Origin of the sequence: Vreelandella nanhaiensis, from assembly GCF_003990185.1 — a bacterium.
In the GTDB taxonomy this organism is placed as follows: Bacteria; Pseudomonadota; Gammaproteobacteria; order Pseudomonadales; family Halomonadaceae; genus Vreelandella; species Vreelandella nanhaiensis.
Genome location: NZ_RZHF01000006.1, coordinates 47,524 through 60,609, shown reverse-complemented (window position 1 = coordinate 60,609; position 13,086 = coordinate 47,524). Strand labels below are relative to the sequence as shown.

The window sequence follows — 13,086 nt, the reverse complement described above, 5'->3', positions numbered from 1 at the left end:
TCTGGTTTATTGTTCATCAGCGATGCGTTTACGCATCAAGGCGCTAATATGCAATCGACGCAAGCACAGCCCATACAGATCAAATTGGCCAATCCGCGTGGTTTTTGTGCCGGCGTGGATCGCGCTATCGATATCGTCAACCGGGCACTGGATGTATTTGGGCCGCCCATCTATGTCCGCCACGAAGTAGTGCATAACCGCTTTGTGGTGGAAACCCTGCGTGAGCGCGGGGCTATCTTTGTTGAAGAACTCGATGAAGTGCCTGATGACGTAATCGTCATCTTCTCGGCTCACGGCGTTTCACAAGCCGTACAAGCCGATGCCGAAAGGCGTGGGCTGAAAGTGTTTGATGCCACCTGTCCACTAGTTACCAAGGTGCATTTGGAAGTTCTGCGCTACGCCAAGCGAGGCCATGAATGTGTGTTGATCGGGCATGCGGGCCATCCTGAAGTGGAAGGCACCATGGGGCGCTATGATACCTCGTATGGTGGGCATATCTACCTGGTGGAGGATGAGCAGGATGTTACCAATCTGGTGGTCAACGATCCTTCCAGGCTTGCCTTTGTCACTCAAACGACGCTGTCGATGGATGATACGGCCAAGGTGATTGACGCGCTGCGTGAGAAGTTTCCTGAGATCAGTGGGCCGCGCAAGGACGATATTTGCTATGCCACGCAAAACCGTCAGGACGCGGTGCGCGAGCTGGCCGCTGACAGCGATTTGGTGCTTGTGGTGGGAAGCCCCAATAGCTCCAACTCCAACCGTCTGCGCGAGTTATCAGAGCGTATGGGCACGCCGGCCTACCTGATCGATAACGCCGATCAAATTGAGGCCGCCTGGCTTGAAAGTGTAGGCCGTATCGGCGTTACCGCCGGTGCTAGCGCCCCCGAGGTGCTGGTAAAAGGAGTGATTGCCAAGCTGCAATCCTTGGGCGCCGCTGTGCCTGAAGAGCTGCTTGGTCGGGAAGAGAACATAACCTTCTCCATGCCTAAAGAGCTTCGAGAGCAGGTAATTGTGAGCAGCTGATGCGCTGCGTATTGGTTACCGACATACTCACTACGTATGCGGTGGCTGAGACAGGAGCCTCATTTGGCATTTTTGGTTTATCCCTTCCCGTTACGCGCTGGCTACCCGATAGGTAGCCAGCGCGGCTTCACACTGATTGAGCTGGTGGTGGTGTTGGCCATTCTTGGCCTGCTGGCTGCCATGGCGTACCCCAGCTTTACCCGCCATATCCAATCATCCATGCGTACCGATGCCCATGCGGGGCTATTAAAAGCTGCCGCTGAGCTGGAACGCTGTCATACCCGTACCTTTTCCTACCATGAGTGTGCTATTACGCGTGAGTCGCCAGACCGTCGCTACGCCCTTTCTTCAGCAGAAATTACAGCGCATACCTACCTGATAAGCGCCTCCTCGACGCAGGATGATGGCTGTGGGAGCGCCATAACGCTTGATAGCCGTGGCGAGCGTTTGCCTGAGGCCTGCTGGTAGATGCCGCGCCAGGCGGGGTTTTCGCTGGTAGAAGCGTTGATCGCGCTGGCGCTGTTGGCGTTTGGGCTGATAGGCATTGCGGCAATGCAGTTGGCGTCACTACAGGGCGCCGCCGCCGGTTTTCAACGCTCCGTGGCCAGCTTGGCGGCGATTGATGCTCAAGAGCGCGCCTGGGCGCGGCTTTCAAGTGCGCAAAGCTGTCGGCGTATTGACCTAGCAGCGTTGGAGCGTGATTGGCAAGCGCAGTGGCTTGAAGATGCCCATGCGCCGCTTGGCGACGCCGTGGGTACGATCAGTCGTACTGTGGTGAATGACAGCTGCCAATTGACGGTTGCTATCGTGGTTAAAGCGCGTGCCTCAGAAAATGCTGAGGAGCGCTTCGACTACGTGTTTACTCTGCCGGCATGGGAGGAAACCTAGTGCTTCAGAGGGAGCAAGCAGGTTTTACCCTGGTTGAGTTGATGGTCGCCATGGTGATTGGCTCCGTCATCATTCTGGGAGCCGGGCAGCTGTTATTGACTACGTTTACCACCTTTGAACGTGTGGATGCGCTAAGCCGTCAGCAAGAGGCGCTGATCTTTGCAGCCCAGACGCTCACGCGGGATATTCGCCGGGGCCAGGGGCATCTTTATGAGATCAACGACTCATTGGTAGACGATGCCACCTGCGCATTGCGCCGGGACAGCCAACCGCTGATTGAAGGGCTTTATAAAGGCGGTAATGAGTGCTCGTCCATTACGCTTTTCGATAACGATACCCAGGGTATCGCAGGGCTTCACCGCGTCACGCTCACGTTTGCAGGCGATAGCCAGCGCTCCTTTTCATGGCGCGTCATGCAGCGCGATCAGATAGCCAACCATGCCCTCTCGGGTGATGGGTTATGAAGCATCAGCAGGGCGCTGCACTGGTGATTGTGATGGGGCTTCTTTCTGCCGCGCTGCTGGTGGGTGTGGCGAGTATGCAGTCCGCCTTGGTGGATGAGCGTTTGGCGGGTAATTTTCGCGCCTATGTACAGACGCAAATGGTGGAGGAGAGCTTGCTAGTCGCCGTAGCGGGTAATCGCCACTCTGCTCAGCGGGATATCCTTTTTACCCGGTTGGCAGAATCCTTGGGCAGTGGCGATCATTATCGGCTTCAAGAAAAGCAGTTACATGAGCTGCTTGGAGAGAGCACGCTTAAAACACTTTTAAACCATTTACCGTTTAATCAAGAGACTGCCCACGGTAATCAGGGGGCAAATAGCCTTGCCGTTGATGTTAAGAAGCTCAATGGCAGACGCATGGCCGTTACGGTGAACCGCCATGGGCAAGCTGATACTCAAGCCGACATTCAGCCCCAAGCACAGCTGGTGTTTGTTCAAACGGATACAGAATCACACTGGCAGTTGGCCCGCTTCCACTGATGCTATTCGCCACGCGATAGGTGGCGCGTTATTATAGGATTATTTGCCCAAGAGCCTGAATACAATGAGTCAAACTGCTAAAACCCGCGTCCTGACAGGTATTACCACTTCCGGTACGCCGCACTTAGGTAACTATGTTGGGGCCATCAAGCCGGCAATTGAAGCAAGCCAGGACCCTAACGTGCAGTCGTTCTATTTTCTGGCGGATTACCATGCCCTGATCAAGTGCCAGGATCCCAAGCGTGTACAAGAGTCACGCTTGGAAATTGCGGCCACCTGGCTGGCGCTGGGCTTGGATACCGACAACGCGATTTTTTACCGGCAGTCTGATTTGATTGAAGTTCAGGAACTTTCCTGGATGCTTTCCTGTGTATGCGCCAAAGGGCTGATGAACCGGGCTCACGCCTATAAGGCTGCTGTTGCTGAGAATGAAGAGGCGGGCGATCAGGATGCTGATAAAGGGATCACCATGGGGCTGTTTGGCTATCCGGTGCTGATGGCCGCCGATATTCTGATGTTCAACGCCAATAAAGTGCCTGTCGGGCGCGATCAGATTCAGCATATTGAAATGGCGCGTGATATGGCGGGGCGTTTCAATCACCTTTATAAAGGCCAGTATTTCGCTCTGCCAGAAGCTGTGGTCAGTGAAAAAGGCGAGGTGCTGAAAGGGCTGGACGGGCGCAAGATGTCTAAAAGCTATAACAACACGATCCCGCTGTTTTCGCCTGAGAAAAAACTGCAGAAGCTGGTGCGCAAAATCAAGACCAACTCATTGGAGCCAGGTGAGCCCAAAGACCCGGATACCTGTACGCTATTTCAAATTTACTCGGCGTTTGCCAGCGAAAGTGAAACCGCGGCCATGCGTGAGCAGTACGCGGCGGGTATTGGCTGGGGAGATGCCAAGAACCAGGTCTTTGACTATCTCAACGCGCACTTGTCCGCCCCGCGTGAGCGTTACAATGCGTTGATGGAAGACCCCGCCTATATCGAAAGCGTGCTGCAAAAAGGCGCTCAGCGCGCGCGTGAAGAAGCGGCCGTTACCATGGACAGGCTGCGTAGTGCTGTGGGGCTTGGGCGCTTTATTTAAGGCCTTTAAGTGTTACTTACTAAAAACCCCTTCCAGTTGGAAGGGGTTTTGTCGTTTTAAGTTACATATCGGTAGGTTTACGCGAATATCCTGCGGTTGCGTAGGACTAATGTTCTATAGTGCTTCTCACGTAAGCTAGGCGCGTTATAAGCGTGCCTTGGGCTTGGCGATGGCATCTACAAAGGGAATAGTGAATGCACTCCACTGATCGACAACGGACGTTTACACAATACACGCTGATTGTATTAATACTGGGTGTTGTGGCGTTAGTGCTTTGGCAGCTTGCGGGCCTGCTTCTCTTGATTTTTGGCGCGGTGGTGGGCGCTTGTGTGTTGCAGACGGGTATGGCGCCGCTACTGCGGTTGGGGGTGCCTCGCTGGCTTGCGCTGCTAATCGTTATTATTGGGTTAGTACTGGTTCTGGGCCTGATCAGTTGGGGGTTTGGGGCGCAGGTGTCTTCTGAACTGGAAGCCTTGACCTCTTTGCTGCCCGATGCCTGGGCGCAGCTGCAGGAGCGCATTGAGGGAACATCGTTGGCGCCGCTTTTGGATAACACCGCTGAGCGGGCGGGTAGCCTGTTTGAAAATGGTATTTCCCAGGTGGGCATGGTAGTGGTGTCCATGGGGGGCAGCGTCGTCAACTTTTTCGCATTGATTGTCGGCATGGTTTACTTTGCTGCCCAACCTGGAGTGTATCGGCGTGGCCTGCTATTGCTTGCGCCGGTCAAGAGTCGGCCCAAGTTGGCGGATGCGCTGGACGAAAGCGGCAAGGCGCTGCGTTTCTGGTTAGGCGGGCAACTGATTGCCATGGTGGTCACCGGGCTTCTAGTAGGGATCAGCATGTGGCTTTTAGGTGTACCTGCCCCGCTCGGCCTAGGGCTGATTGCCGGGATTCTGGATTTTGTACCGCTGTTGGGTCCTCTGGTGGCGGCCATTCCCGCACTGCTGCTGGCCTATACGGTAAGCCCGCAAACAGCCCTGTTTGTGCTGATTGCTTATACGATTATCCAGCAGATTGAGGGCAATATTATGCAGCCCCTGATACAGCAGCGTGCCGTGCATCTACCGCCTGCTATGCTGCTGTTTTCGCTATTTGCGGCCAGCACGTTATTCGGTGTGGCGGGCGTGCTGTTAGCTGCACCGCTAACCGTTGTGCTCTTTGTGCTGGTTAATCGTCTCTACGTGACGCGTGAGGAAGACGCGGAGTAGATAGAGCCAAAAGTAATAACCACTGCTGCATAAATAATTTTACGCTTATCGAACTCAGCGTTAAGCTTATAACTATTATTCTTACCGACAAAAGCGCCTTTTATAGGCGCTTTTGGCATTGCAAAAGGTGAATGTATGTCAACGATGACACCGGCGGTAACCACCAGCTATCGGGTGCCGCTGATTGCGACAGCGGCAATCGTATTGGGCGCGCTATTGATTGGCGTAATATTTGGAGCCAATACCGGCCTTTTAATGATTGTGGGCGGTCTATTGGGAATGGTGCTGTATCACGCTGCCTTTGGTTTTACCGCCGCTTGGCGGGTATTTATTACTGAGCGTCGTGGGCGCGGCTTGCGGGCGCAAATGGTCATGCTGGCGATCGCCGTTGTGTTGTTCTTCCCCGCGCTGGGGGCAGGTACCTTGTTTGGTACCGAGGTCCGTGGCTTTGTATCGCCTATCGGGATTTCCGTACTGTTCGGTGCTTTTCTGTTTGGTATAGGCATGCAGTTGGGCGGTGGCTGCGCCTCGGGCACGCTGTTTACGGCGGGCGGTGGTAATGCGCGCATGCTGATTACCCTAGTGTTCTTCATCATTGGCTCGGTGATCGGGACCGCGCATTTTGCCTGGTGGCAAAGCTTGCCCGCTTTTCAGCCGACCTCGTTGATTGATGTTGCCGGTACGGGCGGCGGGATCGCGATTAGCCTGGTGCTGTTTGCCGCCATTGCTGCGTTTACGTTGGTGATGGAAAAGCGTCGCCACGGTCAGCTGGAAAAGGTGCCGCATGTTGAAAAATACGGCGTTGAGCGTTGGCTGACAGGCCCCTGGCCGCTACTTGCAGGTGCTGTTGCCCTGGCGCTTTTGAACTTTGCCACCCTGGCTCTGGCGGGCCGCCCGTGGGGCATTACCTCGGCCTTTGCACTGTGGGGCGCAAAGGGCTTTGAGCTGGTAGGCGGCGATGTCAGCCAGTGGGGCTATTGGCAGTCGGCGGGCAATAGCGCAGCGCTTGAGGCCAGTGTATGGAGCGATATCACCACGGTCATGAACGTGGGTATCATGCTTGGGGCGCTTGCTGCCGCGCACCTGGCCGGGCGGTTTGCACCTAACTTCAGAATTCCGCTACGTTCGGTATTGGCCGCGGTAATTGGAGGGTTGATGCTGGGTTACGGGGCGCGGTTGGCGTTTGGCTGCAATATCGGGGCTTATTTTGGCGGGATCGCCTCCGGTAGCCTGCACGGCTGGGTATGGCTGGTGGCCGCGTTTGCGGGCAACATGCTGGGGGTCAGGATTCGCCCGTTCTTTTTTGATGGTGTGGAAGGCCGCAAGCCCGTTGCCAAAACGAGCTAACAGTTTTTCAAACGCGTCAATTTAATGTTTCGCCCCGGCCAAAAGCCGGGGCGTTTTTGTAGCGATTAGCGTGATGCTTCCACCTTTGTCGTACTAGCATGTTACATTATTGGCAAACGCCGCCAACGCCCAGCGTTGCTGCATTGCAATAGAAATTGATATCAATGAGAGCGCCTATGTCCACGAGTAAACGCCCCTTATATATTCCTTACGCTGGTCCCTCTTTGCTTGAAATGCCGCTATTGAACAAAGGCAGCGCGTTTACTCAAGAAGAGCGATTGGCCTTTAATCTGATTGGCCTGCTACCGCAAAATGTTGAAACTATTGATGATCAGTTAGAACGCGCTTATCGCCAGTACCAGCAGTGCCATAGTGATCTGGATCGTCATATTTATTTGCGAGCTATTCAAGACGATAACGAAACGTTGTATTTCCGGCTGGTATCCGAGCATCTGGAAGAGATGCTGCCGATCATTTACACCCCGACGGTGGGCCAGGCGTGTCAGGAATTCTCCAATATTTACCGCAACCACCGGGGGCTATTCATCAGCTATCCGGATCGCGAGCATATGGATGACATCCTGCGCAGCGCCACCAAGGATAACGTCAAGGTAATCGTGGTCACCGACGGCGAGCGCATTCTGGGCCTGGGTGACCAGGGCATCGGCGGGATGGGTATTCCGATCGGTAAGCTGGCGCTTTATACCGCCTGTGGTGGTATCAGCCCCGCACATACACTGCCGATCATGATCGATGTGGGTACCAACAATCAGGCGTTGCTGGATGACCCCATGTATATGGGTTGGCGCCATAAGCGCGTGGGGCAGGAGGAGTACGATGCCTTCATGGCCGAGTTCATTTCGGCGCTGAAACGCCGCTGGCCGAACGCACTTTTGCAGTTTGAAGATTTTGCCCAGGCTAACGCGGTGCCCTTGCTTGAGCGCTACCGTAACGAGCTGTGCTGCTTCAACGACGATGTTCAGGGTACGGCGTCCGTGGTGGTAGGTACGCTTATGGCGGCCTGTCAAGCGCGTGAGGAAAGCATCGCCCAGCAGCGCGTAGTATTTGTCGGCGGCGGCTCTGCAGGCTGCGGCATTGCCGAGCAGGTAGTGGTCGCGATGGAGGCCGAAGGCCTGACGGAAAGTGAAGCGCGCTCGCGGATATTCGTTGTCGATCGCGAAGGCCTGATGACCTCAGACCAGGAGTGGCAGCGTGACTTCCAGCGCCGCCTGGCACATGACCCGTCCTTGGTCGCCGATTGGAATGGTCAGGGCCTGGAAGAAACCATCGCCCAGATGAAGCCTACGGTATTGGTCGGGGTGTGTGGACAGCGCGGTATCTTTACCGAACAAGTAGTGAAAACCATGCACGCGGGCTGTGAGCACCCGGTTATCATGCCGCTTTCCAACCCGACTTCTCAGGCGGAAGCCGTTCCGGAAGACGTGATTCGCTGGACCGACGGTCAGGCGCTGGTGGCAACGGGTAGCCCATTTGCCCCAGTAGTGTATAACGGCCGTACTTATCCGATCGCCCAGTGTAACAATGCTTATATCTTCCCCGGCATTGGGTTGGGCGTTATTGCGGCGAAGGCTAACCGGGTAACCGATGAGATGCTGATGAGCGCCTCACGGGCGCTGGCGCGTGAAGCGCCGATCGTCAAAGAGGGCAAAGGCGCGCTGTTGCCACCACTGTCACGGATCCGTGAAATCAGTCAGTCGATTGCCTTTGAAGTGGCGGCTACCGCTCAGCATAACGGCGTTGCCTTGACTACCAGCGGGACCAAACTACGCGAGGATATCGAAAAAGCGAGCTGGTCACCGGTGTATCGTACCTATCGCCGTCGCGCCGTTTAAGTCGTCGTGTTACTCAAGTAATTAGCAGGCCAAAAAAAGCCCCCACCGAAGTGGGGGCATACAAGCATTGGTTGGTGTTACTTAGGCTGCGCCGATCATTTTGCGCAGCACGTAGTGAAGGATACCACCGTGGCGGTAGTAAGCCAGCTCATTGAGCGTATCAATTCGGCACTTGGCATCAACGGTACGTTCCTGCTCGCCGTTTTTAATCACTACCTTGACTGTTTTGCCGGGGCTCAAATCGCTTAATCCGGCAATCGATATCTCCTCATCTCCGGTTAATTTCAGCGTTTCGCGCGTCTCGCCTTCCGGGAACTGAAGCGGTACCACGCCCATGCCAATCAGGTTGGAGCGGTGAATACGCTCAAAGGACTCGGCAATCACAGCGCGAACGCCCAGTAACCGCGTACCCTTAGCAGCCCAGTCGCGCGAGGAGCCGGTGCCGTACTCTTTACCGGCAATCACGACAAGCGGTGTACCTGCTTCTTGGTACTTCATGGCCGCATCATAGATCGACATCTGCTCGCCGCTTGGCACATAGCGGGTTTCGCCGCCTACTACACCTTCCAGCATTTCGTTTTTAATGCGCACGTTAGCGAAGGTGCCGCGCATCATTACTTCGTGGTTGCCGCGGCGTGAGCCGTAGGAGTTGAAGTCGACGGGCTTGACGCCATGCTCCTGCAGATAACGGCCAGCGGGGCTGTCGGGCTTGATGGAGCCTGCCGGTGAGATGTGATCGGTGGTAACCGAGTCGCCCAGCATGGCCAGAATGCGCGCATTGCGAACGTCCTCAATCGCATCCGGTTCGCGGCCCATGCCTTCAAAGAAGGGCGGGTGCTGAATGTAGGTGGACTCTGGCCATTGGTAAACCTGGCTTTCAGAAACGTTGATTGCCTGCCAGGTTTCGTCGCCTTTGAATACCTCACCGTACTCCTTGCGGAACATCTCGGTATTGACCTGTTCAACCGCTTCAGCGATTTCCGCCTGAGAAGGCCAGATATCTTTCAGGTAAACCGGGTTGCCGTCGCTGTCCTCGCCTAAAGGATCCTTGGTTAAATCGCGCTGAACGTTGCCCGCCAAGGCGTAAGCGACTACCAGGGGGGGTGACGCGAGCCAGTTGGTTTTTACCAACGGATGAACACGGCCTTCGAAGTTACGGTTACCCGAAAGTACCGAGGCTACGGTCAGGTCGCCCTGATTTACGGCTTTTTCGATAGCCTCAGGTAGGGGCCCTGAGTTGCCGATGCAGGTAGTGCAACCATAGCCCACCAGGTTAAAGCCCAGCGCGTCCAGGTCATCGTTTAGCTTGGCGGCAGCCAGATAGTCGGTTACAACCTTGGAGCCGGGCGCCAGGGAGGTCTTCACCCAAGGCTTGGTGGTTAGGCCCTTTTCGCGCGCCTTGCGGGCGAGAAGGCCGGCCGCCATCATCACGCTGGGGTTGGAGGTATTGGTGCACGAGGTGATTGCGGCAATCACCACCGCACCTGGGTCAAGGCTGAAGGATTGATCACCCAGGGTGACATTCTGGCTGTCGGCGTGCTTGAAATCACCTTCAAGACTGCGATTAATGCCTACGGCTGCCTGACCGCCCTCGGAGCCGAACTTGCCTTTTTCGGCGGTGGGCTGTGCTTTGGCGTCGTCCTGCATGATCTTATCGAAGGCGGCGGCCATATCTTTTAGCGCTACCCGGTCCTGCGGGCGTTTGGGGCCGGCAAGGCTTGCTTCCACTTCGGTCATGTCCAGGTGCAGGGTGTCGCTGAATACCGGCTCATCGCCCGGCTCGCGCCATAGGCCCTGGGTCTTGCTGTAGGCTTCTACCAGAGCAATCTGGTCATCTTCACGGCCGGTCAGGCGCATGTAGTTGAGCGTTTCCTCATCCACGGGGAAGAAGCCACAGGTGGCGCCATATTCCGGTGCCATGTTGGCAATCGTTGCACGGTCGGCAAGAGGCAAATCCTTCAGGCCGTCGCCGTAGAACTCGACAAACTTGCCCACCACGCCTTTTTTACGCAGCATTTCGGTAACAGTCAGCACTAGGTCAGTCGCGGTGATGCCTTCGCGTAGCTTGCCGGTAAGCTTGAAGCCAATCACTTCAGGAATCAGCATGGAGACCGGCTGGCCCAGCATGGCAGCTTCCGCCTCTATGCCGCCGACACCCCAACCCAGCACGCCTAAACCGTTGATCATGGTGGTATGAGAATCGGTGCCCACCAGGGTATCCGGGTAGGCAAACGTGACGCCATCTTCCTCTTTGGTCCAAACGCTTCGGCCCAGGTACTCAAGGTTTACTTGGTGACAGATGCCGGTGCCGGGCGGCACCACGCTAAAGTTGTTAAAGGCCTGTTGGCCCCAGCGCAGAAACTCGTAGCGCTCGCGGTTGCGTTGCATCTCGATTTCGACGTTCTCTTCAAACGCCGTGGCATTACCAAACTTGTCGACCATGACCGAGTGGTCGATCACCAGGTCAACCGGAGAGAGGGGATTAATGCGGGCCGGGTCTTCACCGAGTTTTTCCACCGCGGCGCGCATGGAGGCTAAATCGACCACGCCGGGCACACCGGTAAAGTCCTGCATTAATACCCGGGCAGGGCGGTAGCCGATCTCGCGGCTGGATTTGCCCTCTTTCTGCCAGTCGACCAGTGCCTGCATATCATCCTGCTCAACGCTTTCGTCGTCGGCGAAGCGCAGCTGGTTTTCGAGTAGAATCTTGAGTGACTTGGGAAGCCGGTCGATGTTGCCAAGTGCATCGGCGGCCTTGGGAAGGCTGTAGTAGCGGTACTGTTTGCTACCTACATCTAACGTCTGGAGCGTATCGGGTGTGTGGCTCATGCCTTTCTCCTCTGAATTGCGAGTCGTTAACGCAGCGCGACGGTCACTGTTTTCCTTTTAGTATGATCTACATAGTAGTAGTACATGCGTGTTTATAAAGGCCGTTTCAAGGTGTCTTCGCCTAATAGCGAAGGTTAACCCTTGCAATAGCTTGTACTTGGCGCCATTTCAGGCAGACTCTTGGCGACTCGTCGGTCGCTAGTACGCGTAGTTCGTTAGTGCGACTTTATCAGCTAGACATTTACAAGGTGGTGTCATGGAAACACGTCATGAACGTTTGATTATTCTGGGTTCCGGTCCTGCGGGATACACAGCGGCCGTCTATGCAGCACGGGCCAACTTGAAGCCGCTGCTGATTACCGGAATGCAGGCGGGTGGGCAGCTAACCACCACGACAGACGTTGATAACTGGCCAGGCGATGCCGAGGGCGTACAGGGCCCTGAGCTGATGGAGCGCATGAAAGCCCACGCCGAGCGCTTCAATACCGAAGTGCTGTTTGACCATATCAACGAGGTTAGCCTGAGAGAAAAGCCGTTTACCTTGAAGGGCGACAGCGGTACCTATACCTGTGATGCCCTGATCGTGGCAACCGGCGCCAGCGCCCGCTATCTCGGCCTGCCGACTGAGCAGCAGTTCATGGGCCAGGGCGTTTCAGCCTGCGCCACCTGCGATGGCTTCTTCTACCGTAACCAGGAAGTTATCGTGGTCGGGGGTGGCAATACGGCGGTGGAAGAGGCGCTGTATCTTTCCAATATCGCGTCCAAGGTAACGCTGGTTCATCGTCGCGATTCGCTGCGGGCAGAAAAGATCCTGCAGGACAGGCTGTTTGAAAAAGTGGCGGCGGGCACCATGGCGCTTGAGTGGTTTCAGGAAATCGACGAGGTGCTGGGCGATAACACCGGTGTCACCGGTGTGCGCCTGAGGTCAACGCTTGATGGTAGCACCAAGGAGCTACACGCTCCGGGGCTGTTTATCGCTATTGGCCATAGCCCCAACACCGGTATCTTTGAAGGCCAGCTGACCATGAACGATGGCTATATCAAGGTGAACTCGGGGCTTGAAGGGAACGCCACCGCGACCAGCGTGCCTGGCGTATTTGCCTGTGGCGACGTGATGGATCATATCTATCGCCAAGCGATTACCTCGGCGGGCAGTGGCTGTATGGCCGCACTCGATGCCGAGCGCTATCTGGATGGCATTGCCTGATCAAGCCACTCTGGAAACGATAAGCGCCTGCCGCTAACAACTGGCAGGCTGCTTCTCAACGCGGGCCCGGCCAAGCGTACTGAGCACCAGGCTGGCCCCGTTGACGATGTCCTGTGTGCTGGCAGGGCAGATAGAGAACGTGCTGTTGAACCCCGTGGCATGGCCAAGCGGGGTATATCGGATACGGTCATGGCCGTTTTTGGTCACCTTCACCGCAGTGGCTGGAAACAGCCGTACTACCTCGTGTTCATTGATCCCTCGAAGCTTGTCGGCGCTTACAATCATCAGCTCGCTGCTCCAATCACCTGTGCAGGCCGTACGGTCCAGGTTGGCCGGGCATAGTGTGATGGCTTTCTGGTGAGTAATGGCCGTGCTGCGTGCCAGCGAAAGTGCGGACTGCAGACGGTTGATCTCACTGGTAACAGCGGTGCGCTCACCTAGCGCATTGAAACTCGGCACGCCCCACACGGCCAATACTCCTACCAATATCAGTACTATCAGCAGTTCAAGCAGGGTAAACCCCTTGGCGGAAGGTTTCAGAACAAAGGGTCGTTTGATCATGCATTCTCCCGGTCGCTTGACCTGCCCACTCTCCTCGCTATGCTCTGTGTCCGACTCCGGCCGTGTGCCGGCCATCAAGTAAGCCAGAGCAGGCAATC

The 13,086-nt window shown here is 55.9% G+C and carries 12 protein-coding genes; 10 read left to right on the top strand and 2 right to left on the bottom strand.

Going from position 1 to position 13,086, the window contains the following annotated elements:
• Positions 1-48: 48 nt before the first annotated feature.
• From ispH to ELY38_RS05485, 9 genes are all read left to right on the top strand, one after another.
• Positions 49-1,026, top strand: coding sequence for a 4-hydroxy-3-methylbut-2-enyl diphosphate reductase (gene ispH, locus ELY38_RS05525; protein WP_127060508.1), 978 nt, complete (start codon positions 49-51; stop codon positions 1,024-1,026).
• 63 nt (positions 1,027-1,089) lie between these two features.
• On the top strand, positions 1,090-1,494 hold the full coding sequence (locus ELY38_RS05520) for a type IV pilin protein (RefSeq protein ID WP_246009073.1): 405 nt from the start codon (positions 1,090-1,092) through the stop codon (positions 1,492-1,494).
• The gene (locus ELY38_RS05515; RefSeq protein ID WP_127060506.1) at positions 1,495-1,914 is read left to right on the top strand and encodes a type IV pilus modification PilV family protein; all 420 of its coding nucleotides are present in this window, start codon (positions 1,495-1,497) and stop codon (positions 1,912-1,914) included. It begins immediately after the preceding gene.
• The gene (locus ELY38_RS05510) at positions 1,914-2,378 is read left to right on the top strand and encodes a PilW family protein (RefSeq protein WP_246009072.1); all 465 of its coding nucleotides are present in this window, start codon (positions 1,914-1,916) and stop codon (positions 2,376-2,378) included. Before ELY38_RS05515 ends, ELY38_RS05510 begins: the two co-directional genes overlap by 1 nt.
• Positions 2,375-2,896 carry a pilus assembly PilX family protein gene (locus ELY38_RS05505; protein ID WP_127060504.1) on the top strand — a complete coding sequence of 174 codons (522 nt, stop codon included), beginning with the start codon at positions 2,375-2,377 and terminating at the stop codon, positions 2,894-2,896. The genes ELY38_RS05510 and ELY38_RS05505 overlap by 4 nt, the downstream gene beginning before the upstream one ends.
• Before the next feature lie 64 nt (positions 2,897-2,960).
• Entirely contained in the window at positions 2,961-3,983 is a 1,023-nt protein-coding gene (locus ELY38_RS05500) for a tryptophan--tRNA ligase (protein WP_127060503.1), read from the top strand.
• Between the two features lie 194 nt (positions 3,984-4,177).
• Positions 4,178-5,191: an AI-2E family transporter gene (locus tag ELY38_RS05495; RefSeq protein ID WP_127060502.1), complete on the top strand. Its 1,014-nt coding sequence runs from the start codon at positions 4,178-4,180 to the stop codon at positions 5,189-5,191.
• A gap of 135 nt (positions 5,192-5,326) precedes the next feature.
• Positions 5,327-6,538, top strand: coding sequence for a YeeE/YedE family protein (locus tag ELY38_RS05490; RefSeq protein WP_127060501.1), 1,212 nt, complete (start codon positions 5,327-5,329; stop codon positions 6,536-6,538).
• A 176-nt stretch (positions 6,539-6,714) separates the two neighbouring features.
• Positions 6,715-8,391 (top strand): NAD-dependent malic enzyme, encoded by a 1,677-nt coding sequence (locus ELY38_RS05485; protein ID WP_127060500.1) that lies wholly within the window; start codon positions 6,715-6,717, stop codon positions 8,389-8,391.
• Between the two features lie 81 nt (positions 8,392-8,472).
• On the opposite strand, the gene acnA is transcribed toward ELY38_RS05485, so the two are convergent.
• Positions 8,473-11,220 (bottom strand): aconitate hydratase AcnA, encoded by a 2,748-nt coding sequence (gene acnA / locus ELY38_RS05480; RefSeq protein WP_127060499.1) that lies wholly within the window; start codon positions 11,218-11,220, stop codon positions 8,473-8,475.
• A gap of 256 nt (positions 11,221-11,476) precedes the next feature.
• Here acnA and trxB point away from each other — a divergent pair, with 256 nt between their 5' ends.
• Positions 11,477-12,427, top strand: coding sequence for a thioredoxin-disulfide reductase (gene trxB, locus ELY38_RS05475; RefSeq protein ID WP_127060498.1), 951 nt, complete (start codon positions 11,477-11,479; stop codon positions 12,425-12,427).
• Between the two features lie 33 nt (positions 12,428-12,460).
• Here the strand turns inward: trxB and ELY38_RS05470 are convergent, their stop codons facing one another.
• Positions 12,461-12,988, bottom strand: coding sequence for a GspH/FimT family pseudopilin (locus ELY38_RS05470; protein WP_127060497.1), 528 nt, complete (start codon positions 12,986-12,988; stop codon positions 12,461-12,463).
• Positions 12,989-13,086 lie beyond the last annotated feature (98 nt).